Raw genomic sequence first — 12,016 nt, forward strand, 5'->3', positions numbered from 1 at the left:
CTTCACTCCGTATTCGCGCGGCCCTCACGCACCCAAGCGACGATCGTTTTTCGCGCCTCTTCCGGCATCTGAATGGCATTCGGGGGCGGCATCGCGTGGCTGACGCCTGCCTGCAGGTAAATGGCTTCGGCGTGACGCGCGACATCAGCCTCGGTTTCAAGGTGGACGCCTTTGGGGGCCCATTGCATGCTGCCCCAGACCGGTTCACGCGCGTGGCACATGGAACAATTGCCGAGGACGGTGCTGTAGGCTTCGTCAAAGGACGCGACGTTTGCATATTGCTGTTCGTAGGAGGTTAGTTCAGCAGATTCGAGCGCGTCATAGTCGCCGTCCCATGTGGACGCCGTGGACAGCCATGCGATTACGATCATGATCAGGACCGTGGCCCCCCAGGTCCAGTGGGGGCCAGACCCGGTGCGATGCATCGTATTGAAGTAATGCCGAATCGTGACGCCTGTCAGAAAGATGAGCGAGGCGATGATCCACGCGTATTCCGTCCCGAACGCCAGCGGGTAGTGGTTGGACAACATCAGGAAGACCACCGGCAACGTCAGGTAGTTGTTATGGGTCGAGCGCACCTTGGCGATCTTGCCGTATTTTGCGTCCGGTGTGCGGCCTTCTTTCAGGTCTTGAACCACAATACGCTGGTTCGGCATGATCTGAAAGAAGACGTTGGCGGTCATGATCGTCGCGGTAAAGGCGCCAAGATGCAGCAGGGCAGCGCGGCCTGTGAATATCTGGTTGTAGCCCCATGACATGATGACCAGCATCACAAACAGCAGAAGCATAAGAACCGTCGGCGTGTCGGCGAGCCTTGATTTGCAGGCGGCGTCATAGATCAGCCAGCCGATGGTAAGGGAGCCTGCCGAGATCACGATGCCCTGCCATAGGGTCAGATCAACCTTGGTCGGGTCGAGCAAATAAAGTTGGCCACCGACCCAATAAACGATCATCAGCAATGCGGCACCGGACAGCCACGTAGAGTAACTTTGCCATTTATGCCAAGTTAGATGCTCGGGCATTTCGGAAGGAGCGACGAGGTATTTCACCGTGTGATAGAACCCTCCGCCGTGAACTTCCCATTCCTCTCCATGCGCTCCCCTGGGTAGGTTTGTGTTAGGCTTCAGCATCAAATCAAGCGCGATAAAGTAAAATGATGCGCCGATCCACGCCATGGCGGTGATGATGTGAAGCCAACGCACGGAAAACGCGATCCAGTCCCACAGAATTGCAACGTCATACATGACGGTTCTCCCTCAATATCCGGTCGCGGTCAGCCTATGCGAGGTTGAATTGTTCTGCTATCCTGCCTTAACACCAAGCAGCATCAAAAAAGTCAGAATAATGTCGTATTTAGATAACGTGCAAACCTTTGTCCGCGTCTACGAGCTTGGCAGCATGTCGGCCGCGGGACGTGATTTGCGTATATCGCCGGCTTTGACGTCGTCGCGCATTTCCCAGCTCGAGGAAAAGCTTGGCGTTCGCCTATTTCGACGCACCACCAGAAGCCTGACCCCAACCGGTCAGGGCAAGGCGTTTTATGGGGGTGCCTGCGAGATTCTGGAGACAGTTGAAGCTGCGGAAGCGCAGGTCGTGAACATAACTGACAATCCAAAGGGATCTTTGTATGTCGCGGCCCCCCTTGGCGTCGGACGCAGGTTGATTGCACCGCAGGTGCCAGCGTTCTTGAAAAAATACCCTGACGTCAATATTCGCTTGCGCCTCACTGATCGAAAGGTTGACCTAACGACCGAAGGTCTTGATCTGTCGTTTTTCCTCGGTCAGCCCGAAGACAGCACCCTCCGCATTCGTAAGATTGCGGATGTCGAAAGAGTGCTGTGTGCGTCCCCCGAATATATTGAAGAGCGAGGCATGCCCAAGGATGGTTCGGACCTGATCAAGGGAAATCATGATTGCTTGAATTTGCGGTTTCCCGGTGCGACCGAATTCCAATGGCCCTTGGTCACCCCCGATGGGGTCAAAAAGTATTCGGTCAGCGGGCGCTACGAATCCGATGACGGGGATGTTTTGACCGACTGGGCGTTGGCCGGACACGGCATCACGCTCAAGCCGGTTTTCGAGGTGGCCGAATACATTTCGGCGGGCACTTTGGTGCCGGTGATGACCCAAATGCGGCCGGAACCGATCCAGATGGCTTGTCTGTTCACCCACCGTCGCAGGCAGGACCCAAAGTCCCGCCTGTTCATGGAGTTCGTGATCGACCGCATCGCGAAAATAATCCGCAATGCGACCATCAAGTCTCAGCTGCCGCGGTAGGTTGAATAGCTGAACGGGGACAGCAGCAGCGGCACGTGGTAATGTGACTCTTCTGACATGCCGAACCGCAGCGGGATTACGTTCAGAAAACGAGGATTTTCGGCGGGGTTGCCGCAAGCGTCTAAATAGTCACCCGCGTGGAACACCAATTCATAAATGCCGACCACGAACGTGTCTTTGGGCATGATTTGTTCGTCCGTGCGACCATCATCATTCGTTGTCAGCGTCTTGAGGTGTGTGCGCGTCTCGCCGTCAATTTTGAAGAGCTCGATTTTCAACCCCTTGGCAGGGCAGCCCCGCGCCGTGTCGAGGACGTGCGTTGTCAGATATCCAGCCATGATCGACTCCTGTGACAAATGGTTATCGGCTTATAGGTCACAAAACGCCTGAACGGCAAAGACGACTGCGCTTATGGGTCTTTCTTGTTTTATTTGAAAGAAAGCCGGATTGTTTTGATTTACGGTCAGCCTACCTCAGCAAGGGATTTCTACCGTGAACCGCTACCCCCGTGACATGACAGGTTATGGCGAAAATCCACCGGCGGCCAACTGGCCGAATGGTGCGGCAGTCGCTGTGCAGATCGTGCTAAACTACGAAGAAGGCGGGGAAAACAACATTCTGCACGGGGACGCCGCATCCGAGGCCTTTCTGTCCGAAATTACGGGGGCTCAGCCGTGGCCGGGGCAGCGTCATGGGAATATGGAATCACTGTATGAATACGGTAGCCGTGCCGGATTTTGGCGGGTTCACCGTATGCTGTCTGACCTTCCCGTGACCGTATACGGTGTCGCCACGGCCCTTGCGCGCGCGCCCGGACAAGTCAGGGCAATGAAGCGGGCAGGGTGGGAAATTGCGTCTCATGGCTATAAATGGGTCGAACACAAGGACATGGCCGAGGACGAGGAACGCACCCAGATGGCCGAGGCCATCCGACTGCACACAGAGGTGACCGGCGAAGCACCGAGGGGTTGGTACACCGGCCGTTGTTCAAACAATACCGTGCGTCTGGCAGCACAAACAGGGCAGTTTGCCTACGTGGCCGACAGCTATGCAGATGATTTGCCCTATTGGGTCAACGAAAGCGGCGTCGATCAGTTGATTATGCCCTACACGATGGACTGCAACGATATGCGGTTCGGAATTCAGGCTGGCTTTACCAACGGGGCGCAGTTTGAAAGCTACCTCAAGGACAGCTTTGACTACTTGTATGAGGAAGGGCAGGCGGGTCGCCCCGCGATCCTGTCCATCGGTTTGCACTGCCGGATCGTAGGTCGCCCGGGCCGTGCGGCCGCCCTGCGCCGTGCCATAGAATATATGAAATCGCACGACCGCGTTTGGTTCGCCACCCGTCTTCAGATTGCCGAACACTGGACGAAGGAACACCCTCCGATGACCACAACACGCCCTTCTGAGATGTCGCGCGATCAGTTTGTTGCTGAATTTGGTGGCGTGTTCGAGCATTCGTCGTGGATCGCCGAAGGGGCATTCGACCTTGAGCTGGGACCAACCCACGACAGTGCGGTGGGCGTGCATAACGCCTTGGCCCGCGTGTTTCGCAGCGCATCAACGGACCGGCGTCTTGGCGTATTGACGGCCCACCCCGATCTGGCTGGAAAACTGGCCGCAGCCGGTCAACTGACCGCCGAAAGCACAGCTGAGCAGGCGGGTGCGGGGCTTGATCTTTTGACAGACCAAGAGCGCGACATGTTCCAAAGCCTCAACGCGCAATACGTCGAACGTCACGGTTTTCCGTTCATCATTGCCGTCAAGGACAACGACAAGGCGTCAATCCTTGAGGCGTTTCATCGCCGCATAGAGAACGACCGCGACGTGGAATTTGCAGAGGCCTGCCGTCAGGTCGAACGTATCGCCGAAATTCGCCTTGAGGAGAAATTCGCATAATGCCAAAGACACTCGCCCTTGAGTCGTTGACCGCCGAAGCCTTTGCGCCGTTCGGCGACCTGATGGTAGCCAAAGGTCAACCGGACAAGATCATCAACCAAGGCAAATGCGGCCGTTTTCACGATCTTGGCAAGCTCGACTTCGACGGTGGCCGTGCAGGCATCAGCCTGTTTCGTGGGGAGATCGAGTCGTTTCCAATCAGTGTCGAGATGGTTGAGCGGCATCCAGACGGAAGTCAGGCCTTCATTCCGATGTCGGAAACCGAATTTCTTGTCATCGTCGCCCCAGATGAGGACGGCGTGCCCGGAACGCCGCGCGCGTTTCTGGCCGCTCGCGGGCAGGCAATCAATTTTCATCGCGGAACGTGGCATGGGGTTTTGACCCCGCTGTCCGTGCCCGGCTTGTTCGCGGTCGTCGACCGTATCGGCACCGGCGCAAATTTGGAGGAACACTGGTTCGATACCCCATACTCGGTCGAAGCAGTTACGGAGGACGCTGGCGAGGGGCTGGCACAGGTTTCATAGGGAGGGACAATGACTATGGCCGCTAATTCAATCGGGACCCCGGAGCAGCTCCGCGATCCCAACTACACCCCGGCGCTTTCGCGCGCTATTCCACTGGGCATCCAGCATGTGCTGGCGATGTTCGTGTCCAACGTAACGCCGGCGATTATCGTTGCCGGTGCTGCGGGCTTCGGGTTCGGATCCAACAGCCCCGATTTCCCCGAGCTTTTGTATCTCATTCAGATGTCTATGCTTTTTGCGGGCGTTGCGACACTTTTGCAGACTGTGACTCTTGGACCAGTTGGCGCAAAATTGCCTATCGTTCAGGGCACATCCTTTGCGTTCATCCCAATCATGATCCCGCTTGTTGCGGGTAAAGGTGTCGATGGTTTGGCGGCCCTGTTTGGCGGTGTCATCGTCGGTGGCCTGTTCCATGCTTTCCTTGGCCTGTTCATCGGCAAGATCCGCTTTGCCTTGCCGCCATTGGTTACCGGACTGGTCGTGACGATGATCGGCCTGGCGCTGGTTCAGGTGGGCATTCAGTATGCGGCTGGCGGCGTTCCGGCTATCGGAACACCCGAATACGGAAGCCTGCTGAACTGGTCAGCCGCTTTGGTCGTGATCTTTGTGACCCTTGGCCTGAAGTTCTTCACCTCTGGCATGTTGTCGATATCCGCCGTTCTGATCGGCCTGATCGTGGGCTACTTCTATGCGTTGGGTGTGGGTATTCTCGAATGGTCCGCCGTTGCGGGTTCTTGGGAGCGTTCCGCGGCGTTCGCATTTCCTCAGCCATTCAAATATGGATTCGAGTTCTCTGCTGCTGCAATCATCGGCTTCTGCCTGATGGCCTTCATTTCCGCCATTGAAACTGTGGGGGATGTCTCGGGGATCACCAAAGGTGGCGCTGGCCGTGAAGCGACTGACAAGGAGATCGAAGGTGCAACCTACGCCGATGGTATCGGCACCGCTTTCGCGGGCATCTTTGGTGGTTTTCCGAACACGTCATTTTCACAAAACGTCGGGCTGATCGCAATGACGGGGGTGATGTCGCGCCACGTGGTCACTTGCGGGGCGATCTTTCTGATCATCTGCGGCCTGATCCCGAAAGTGGGCGGCGTAATCCGCACCGTGCCGATCGAAGTGCTTGGCGGGGGTGTGATCGTGATGTTCGGCATGGTCGTGGCCGCCGGTATCTCGATGCTGTCGGACGTGGATTGGAACCGGCGCAACATGGTGATCTTCGCGATTTCGCTGTCCATCGGGCTGGGTCTCCAGCTTGAGCCCGGTGCGGTCGCGGGTCTGCCCGAAACGGCGCGCATCCTCATGACGTCCGGTCTGCTGCCGGCTGCGTTTATCGCGATCGTTCTGAACCTGATCCTGCCCGAAGAACTGGCCGCGGAATCGACCGAGGAAGTTTCGGGCGGAATGCACGGCCACGGCACGGGTTTGAAGGGCAAGGAACAGACGAACGCCGCCAATATCTAAGGCGTAACAAGACATTGCGACGACGGGACACGGGCCGGAAACGGTCCGTGTCTTTGTGTGAGATACGCGTCGTAGGTTCGGGATAAAAGGAACAATATTTTGGACATCATCATACTGATCATCGCGGCGTTCGGGGCAGGGGCGCTTAATACTGTCGCGGGCGGGGGCACCTTTCTGACGCTGCCCGCCCTGATCTTTATCGGCATACCGCCCGTCGCCGCCAATGCGACCAGCGCGGTTGCCGTCTTTCCAGGTTACGCTGGTGGTGCCTTGGGATTTCTTCCGGAAATGCGCAGTTTCGACCGATCGCTGCTGTTGCGTCTGACACTGGTGACACTGGCGGGCGGTCTGGTCGGAAGTCTGCTTTTGATGGTCTCTTCGGACGCCGCTTTTTCGGTTATCGTGCCGTTCCTGCTACTGGCGGCAACGCTGGTGTTCCTTTGGGGCGAACGGATACGTGGGTGGGCCGCCGCCACTACCCATGGCGTTGCCCCTTACGGAAATATCGCCCTTTTCGCGGTTGCCGTTTACGGTGGATATTTCAATGGCGGTCTGGGGATCGTGCTGCTGGCGCTTTTCGCACTGTGGGGCATGACAGATCTGCATCGGATGAACGGCTTGAAAAGTGGTTTGTCCTTTGCGTTGTCTGGGATTTCCGTCATGGCCTTTGCCGTTGCTGGGCTGGTGGAATGGAATGCTGCAATTGTAATGATGCTCGCGGCTACGGCGGGCGGTTATGCAGGTGCACCGCTGGCCCGCCATATTCCGATGCGCACCTTGCGGTTTATCATCGCGACCATCGGTTTCGGGATGAGCGCGATATTCTTTTTCCATGCGTTCTGACCTGAGGCGTCAGCCGTAGCTGGAGACGTCCGACCCGGCCAATGCCGCGATGTTCAGCAACCCTCTTGGTGTTACACCCGGTGTCACGATATGCACACGATTGCCCATGCCCATCAGGATTGGACCGACCTCGATCCCGCCCGCAACGGACCTGAGCAGATTGCGTGCAGCGCCGGCGGCGTCGGTGTTGGCATAGACCAGCACATTGGCCTTGCCGGTCAGTCGGTTGCCGGGCAGCAGGCGTTCGCGTAGTTCGGGGTCAAGCGCCGCATCGGTGTGCATCTCGCCTTCGTAGGCGAAGCCGCGCGGTGCAGCGTCGAGAATTGCGAGGCCGCCCCGCATGACGCGACCGGACAGGCAGTCGTTATTGCCGAACTGCGAACCGGAACACAGGGCGATCTGTGGCTCGACCCCGAAGCGACGGACGTGACGTGAAGCGGCAATCACCGTTTCGGCCAGCGTTTCCGGTGTCTGTTCCACATTCACGTGTGTGTCGGCTACAAACAACGGCCCTTGGTCCAGCAACATCAGCGACATGGCCGCAACAGGGTGCAAGCCGTCCGTGGCCAGCATCTGCTGCGCGTAGTTCAAGTGCCAGTGATACTGTCCAAATGTGCCGCAAATCATGCTGTCCGCGTCACCACGCGCGACCATCACGGCGGCAATCGCGGTGGTATTTGTGCGCATCACGGCACGGGCCAGATCGGGGGTCACACCCTTGCGATCCATCGCCTGATGATAGGTTTGCCAATAGTCACGATACCGATCGTCGCGTTCCGGGTTCACGACCACGAAATCCACACCGGCTTTGATCGGCAACCCCGCCCGGTCCAGGCGTGCCTGAATAACGTCGGGGCGACCGACCAGCACGGGCGTGTCCGCATTTTCCTCTATCATGGCTTGGGCCGCACGCAGGACGCGCTCGTCCTCGCCTTCGGCAAAGACGATCTTGCGTTTCGCCTGACGGGCAGCGTCGAATACGTTACGCATGATCAGCGCAGATTTGAACACCTGCGCCTGAAGTGCGTGTGCGTAGGCGTCAAGGTCGATGGTGCGTCTGGCGACACCGCTGTCCATCGCCGCCTTGGCGACAGCCGTCGCGATCGTCGGCAACAGGCGCGGATCGAAAGGTTTCGGGATCAAATAGTCGGGACCGAAGGTCAGGCGTTCGCCTTTGTAGGCCTCGCCGACTTCGGCGCTTGTCGTCTGGCGCGCCAGCCCGGCTATTGCATCCACGCAGGCCAGTTTCATAGCGTCGTTGATGTCGCTTGCCTCGACGTCGAGCGCGCCGCGGAAGATGAACGGGAAACACAACACGTTGTTGACCTGATTGGCGAAATCCGAACGGCCCGTGGCGATCATCGCCCCTGGGGATGCCGCCCGTGCGATGTCGGGCATAATTTCGGGTGTGGGATTGGCCAGTGCAAAGATGATCGGGTTGTCGGCCATGTGTTTGACCTGTTCTGGCTTCAGCAAACCGGGGCCGGACAGGCCAAGGAACATATCCGCGCCGACCAGCGCCTCTTGCAAATCAACGTCAGCGTCTGCATTGGCGAAGGCCATTTGTTCGGGGCACAAATCCGTGCGTCCGGCGTGCAATACACCGTCCTTGTCAAAAATAGTGATGTTGGCCAACGGCACGCCCATCTTGTGCAACATGGTATGACAGGCCACGCCCGCAGCCCCTGCGCCCAGCCCCACGACACGGATGTCTTCGGCGCGTTTGCCCGCGATGTGCAGCGCGTTGGTCGCGGCGGCGGCGACCACGATTGCGGTGCCGTGCTGATCGTCGTGAAAGACTGGGATGTTCATGGTTTCGCGGCATTGGCGTTCGACGATGAAACACTCTGGCGCTTTGATGTCTTCAAGGTTGACGGCCCCGAAAGTCGGCTCCAGCCGTTTGACCAGATTGGCCAGTTCAACCGGATCGTCCTCGTCCACTTCGATGTCGAAACAGTCGATACCTGCGAACTTCTTGAACAGGACGGCCTTGCCTTCCATCACAGGCTTGGACGCGGCTGCCCCGATGTTGCCGAGTCCCAGCACCGCGGACCCGTTGGTGATGACCGCGACCAGATTACGTTTGGCGGTGTAGCGGTTTATTGTGGCGGGGTCTTTCGAGATTTCAATGCAAGCCTCTGCTACTCCGGGGCTGTAGGCACGGGCCAGATCGCGGCCAGTGGCCATCGGTTTGGTTGGGCGGATTTCAAGTTTTCCGGGCTTGGGAAATTCATGATAGTCCAACGCCGCCTGACGTTCTTTTTGCTTTTGTGCGTCAGCTTGATCCATCGTGTTTCCTCTTTGCATCCCGCGCGGCAATGCGGCGGGTCATGTCGATCATGCGGGCCGAAAAGCCCCATTCGTTGTCATACCACCCAAAGAGGCGGAGTTGTTTGTGCTGTATCGCAGCCGTTTCGCGGGTTGCGATGACAAGTGATTCCGACCGCCCTCGCATGTCGGTGGATACGCACGCGTCATACGTCAGCCCGATGATTGGATCGTCTTCGAAGGCTTCTTCAATGAATTCGCTGAGCCGCTTTTCACAGTCCTCGGCCACCTGAATAACGGCGTCGATCGCAGAGACCGACAAGCTGGGCACGCGGACTGCCGACACGCTGATGCGACGCAGGAATTCTGGTAGAACTTGAATAATCTGCTCAGCGGCGCTGGTTGTCGTGGGGATCATCGATACCGCAGCAGCCCGGCTGCGTTCGAGTGACTGTCCGGGCAAATCTACGGTAGGTTGGCTGCCTGTGTAGCAATGAATTGTTGTGATGTGTGCACGTTCAATGCCGAGGCCAAGGTCGATGATCCGCAAGAGGGGTGCGATTGCGTTCGTCGTGCAGGAGGCATTCGATATGATCCGCGCTGTGCCAAGATCATGAGTATTGGCCCCGAGCACAACGGTGACTTCCGCCGCGGGCGATGGGCCCGAGATCAGGACTGCGGCCGCACCCGCCACCAGGCCTGCGTCGGCTACATCCTGTGTCACTGCACGGCCAGTGCATTCCAGCACGACATCTATTTCTGACAGATCGGCCTTGGCAAGATCGGGCTGGGACCAGACCGGAATGCTAAGATCACCGATGCGCAGCGCATGGCCTATCCCGACGACGGCAAGAGGGTAGGGGCCATAGACGCTGTCGTATTTGAAAAGGTAGGCGCAGGTTTCAAGAGGAGCGATGTCGTTGATCGCCACGACCTCTATATCGTCGTTTGCGGGTATGGTCAGGATTTGCCGCAGCACAGTGCGCCCGATCCTGCCAAAGCCATTGATGACGATGCGTGTCGTCATGCCGCCACTCCGTAGATCCGCACCAGTGCAGGGACCCAGGCGGTAGCAACCCCCGTGCCCAGCGTCGCAAAAGCCGTGTGCGTTGCAATATTACGCCGCAAGGCGAGGGCGAAGAAATACATCAACCACAGACCCGACCACGCCAGCCAGCTGAGGCCCAGCCAGATCTCCATGATGCCTTGCGCATTCGACAGAACGGATAGACCCTGCGGAAGAACGGTGACGGCTACGAACAGGCTGAACCAGCCAAGACCGCGCCCGTCCAACCTGAACACGCGATTGAAGCCGACCCACAGGTAGGTGACGCTGAACAGCATCGTCAACGCCGCAGCACCGATATCGGCGGCGCTATCTGCGTTCAGCACGATCAACAGGGCAACAGCGCCCGTGATGGTGGCTGTCACGAAATTGATGATCGTGATCTCGCGGTCTTCGATCCGCCCCAGCATCCACAGACCGTTCAGGACGAGGACCGCCCCGACGAACAATAAGGACACCGGCAATAGCAGTGTCGTCAGATCCATGGTTCAGCCAGCTTGCCCGCGCAACCGGACAGCGACATCGGCCGAACCTTGGTCGTGCCGTCCGTCGCGGTTGAGCATACGTGTGGCAGACCGGGCCAGATCGAGCGGTCTGCAGCGATAGCAGTCATCAGAAATCGACCTCGATGGCGATGCCTTTGGCCACGGCCAGATCAACGACCGAGGCCGCGACGGCAAGGTCTTGCAGTCCGACGCCGGTCCCGTCGAACAGCGTAATTTCATCATCCGACGCACGGCCCTTGTGAGTGCCGTTGATGACAGCGCCCAGTTGCGCCACATCGCTTTCCTTTATCAGACCTTCGGCAATGGCGTGTTGTGCTTCGCCGATGGAAATGGATTGCGCGACCTCGTCGGTGAAAACGGATGCGCGCGCCAACAAAGCCGCCTCGACTTCCTGCTTGCCCTTGGTGTCGGTGCCCATGCAGGCCACGTGAGTTCCGGGACTGACATGATCGGCCATCAGCGACGGTGCAAAGGCGGAAGTGATCGAGATGATAACATCGGCGTCGCGCATGCTGGGTAGATCGACCGCCTCGAACGGAACGCCTGCCTCATTCGCGACCTTTTCGATGTTGGGCAGCATGTCGGGGTGGAAATTCCAGCCGATAACTTTCTTGAACCTGTGCGTTTCAAGGGCCGCACGCAACTGGAACGTCGCCTGATGGCCCGCCCCGATCATGCCGAGAACTTTCGCATCCTTGCGTGCCAGATGTTTGATCGATACGGAAGACGCGGCCGCCGTGCGCAGGGCCGTCAAAAGGTTGCCGCCGACCATCGCCTTGGCCTTGCCCGTGTCCGGATCGAACAGGAAAACTGTCGATTGATGATTGATCTCGCCACGCTTTTCGAGGTTGTGGGGCCAGTAGCCCCCCGCCTTTAGACCCAGTGTCAGACCTGCCCTGTCGAACCCGCCCTTGAAGCCGTAAAGTGCGTCCTCGTGGCCGATTGCCTCGCGGATAACGGGGAAGTTATAGGCGTCTTCGGACGCCATGGCTGCGAACGCCTTCTCCACCGCTTCGAAGGCCGCATCGCGGGTCATCAAATTAGAAATTTCGCGTTCTGGAACGATCAGCATCCGGCAAATCCTCTTGTTAAAACGGGGGTCCGCTGTTTCCGGCCCTCAATGTGTGAGCCATATCGATGGCTCAAGGCACGCGCCCGGGACAGTG

Annotated in this window: 11 protein-coding genes; 5 read left to right on the top strand and 6 right to left on the bottom strand. The window is 58.2% G+C overall.

The window, feature by feature from the left end; genetic code table 11:
- Positions 1 to 2: 2 nt before the first annotated feature.
- Positions 3 to 1,244, bottom strand: a complete 1,242-nt coding sequence (locus BMX27_RS15915; protein ID WP_090161289.1) for a urate hydroxylase PuuD — start codon at positions 1,242 to 1,244, stop codon at positions 3 to 5.
- Between the two features lie 100 nt (positions 1,245 to 1,344).
- Between BMX27_RS15915 and BMX27_RS15920 the strand changes: the two genes are divergently transcribed.
- Positions 1,345 to 2,277 (top strand): LysR family transcriptional regulator, encoded by a 933-nt coding sequence (locus BMX27_RS15920; protein ID WP_090161292.1) that lies wholly within the window; start codon positions 1,345 to 1,347, stop codon positions 2,275 to 2,277.
- Here the strand turns inward: BMX27_RS15920 and uraH are convergent.
- Entirely contained in the window at positions 2,262 to 2,615 is a 354-nt protein-coding gene (uraH, locus tag BMX27_RS15925; protein ID WP_090161295.1) for a hydroxyisourate hydrolase, read from the bottom strand. The two genes, BMX27_RS15920 and uraH, sit on opposite strands and share 16 nt — an antisense overlap.
- Positions 2,616 to 2,769: 154 nt before the next feature.
- On the opposite strand from uraH, the gene puuE reads away from it, so the two are divergent.
- The 4 genes from puuE to BMX27_RS15945 all read left to right on the top strand — a co-directional run bounded on the left by puuE (position 2,770) and on the right by BMX27_RS15945 (position 7,010).
- Positions 2,770 to 4,179, top strand: a complete 1,410-nt coding sequence (gene puuE / locus BMX27_RS15930; RefSeq protein ID WP_090161298.1) for an allantoinase PuuE — start codon at positions 2,770 to 2,772, stop codon at positions 4,177 to 4,179.
- A complete protein-coding gene (locus tag BMX27_RS15935; protein ID WP_090161301.1) occupies positions 4,179 to 4,703 on the top strand; it encodes an ureidoglycolate lyase in 525 nt (174 codons plus the stop codon). The genes puuE and BMX27_RS15935 overlap by 1 nt, the downstream gene beginning before the upstream one ends.
- Before the next feature lie 15 nt (positions 4,704 to 4,718).
- Entirely contained in the window at positions 4,719 to 6,167 is a 1,449-nt protein-coding gene (locus BMX27_RS15940) for a uracil-xanthine permease family protein (protein ID WP_090161304.1), read from the top strand.
- A 99-nt stretch (positions 6,168 to 6,266) separates the two neighbouring features.
- On the top strand, positions 6,267 to 7,010 hold the full coding sequence (locus tag BMX27_RS15945) for a sulfite exporter TauE/SafE family protein (protein WP_256212595.1): 744 nt from the start codon (positions 6,267 to 6,269) through the stop codon (positions 7,008 to 7,010).
- A gap of 9 nt (positions 7,011 to 7,019) precedes the next feature.
- Here BMX27_RS15945 and BMX27_RS15950 read toward each other — a convergent pair whose 3' ends face one another.
- The 4 genes from BMX27_RS15950 to bhcD all read right to left on the bottom strand — a co-directional run bounded on the left by BMX27_RS15950 (position 7,020) and on the right by bhcD (position 11,922).
- Entirely contained in the window at positions 7,020 to 9,299 is a 2,280-nt protein-coding gene (locus tag BMX27_RS15950) for an NADP-dependent malic enzyme (protein WP_090161309.1), read from the bottom strand.
- On the bottom strand, positions 9,286 to 10,305 hold the full coding sequence (locus BMX27_RS15955) for a type I glyceraldehyde-3-phosphate dehydrogenase (protein WP_090161312.1): 1,020 nt from the start codon (positions 10,303 to 10,305) through the stop codon (positions 9,286 to 9,288). The genes BMX27_RS15950 and BMX27_RS15955 overlap by 14 nt, the downstream gene beginning before the upstream one ends.
- Positions 10,302 to 10,829 (bottom strand): AmiS/UreI family transporter, encoded by a 528-nt coding sequence (locus BMX27_RS15960; protein ID WP_256212596.1) that lies wholly within the window; start codon positions 10,827 to 10,829, stop codon positions 10,302 to 10,304. The genes BMX27_RS15955 and BMX27_RS15960 overlap by 4 nt, the downstream gene beginning before the upstream one ends.
- Positions 10,830 to 10,956: 127 nt before the next feature.
- On the bottom strand, positions 10,957 to 11,922 hold the full coding sequence (gene bhcD / locus BMX27_RS15965; protein ID WP_090161314.1) for an iminosuccinate reductase BhcD: 966 nt from the start codon (positions 11,920 to 11,922) through the stop codon (positions 10,957 to 10,959).
- Positions 11,923 to 12,016: the final 94 nt, after the last annotated feature.

Source organism: Loktanella sp. DSM 29012 (assembly GCF_900110705.1).
In the GTDB taxonomy this organism is placed as follows: domain Bacteria; phylum Pseudomonadota; class Alphaproteobacteria; order Rhodobacterales; family Rhodobacteraceae; genus Loktanella; species Loktanella gaetbuli.

Coding starts and splice junctions, on each gene's coding strand:
- BMX27_RS15955 (WP_090161312.1), bottom strand. CDS start 10,305: ATGACGACACGCATCGTCATCAATGGCTTTGGCAGGATCGGGCGCACT.
- BMX27_RS15935 (WP_090161301.1), top strand. CDS start 4,179: ATGCCAAAGACACTCGCCCTTGAGTCGTTGACCGCCGAAGCCTTTGCG.
- BMX27_RS15915 (WP_090161289.1), bottom strand. CDS start 1,244: ATGTATGACGTTGCAATTCTGTGGGACTGGATCGCGTTTTCCGTGCGT.
- bhcD (WP_090161314.1), bottom strand. CDS start 11,922: ATGCTGATCGTTCCAGAACGCGAAATTTCTAATTTGATGACCCGCGAT.
- uraH (WP_090161295.1), bottom strand. CDS start 2,615: ATGGCTGGATATCTGACAACGCACGTCCTCGACACGGCGCGGGGCTGC.
- BMX27_RS15920 (WP_090161292.1), top strand. CDS start 1,345: ATGTCGTATTTAGATAACGTGCAAACCTTTGTCCGCGTCTACGAGCTT.
- BMX27_RS15940 (WP_090161304.1), top strand. CDS start 4,719: ATGGCCGCTAATTCAATCGGGACCCCGGAGCAGCTCCGCGATCCCAAC.
- BMX27_RS15960 (WP_256212596.1), bottom strand. CDS start 10,829: ATGGATCTGACGACACTGCTATTGCCGGTGTCCTTATTGTTCGTCGGG.
- BMX27_RS15950 (WP_090161309.1), bottom strand. CDS start 9,299: ATGGATCAAGCTGACGCACAAAAGCAAAAAGAACGTCAGGCGGCGTTG.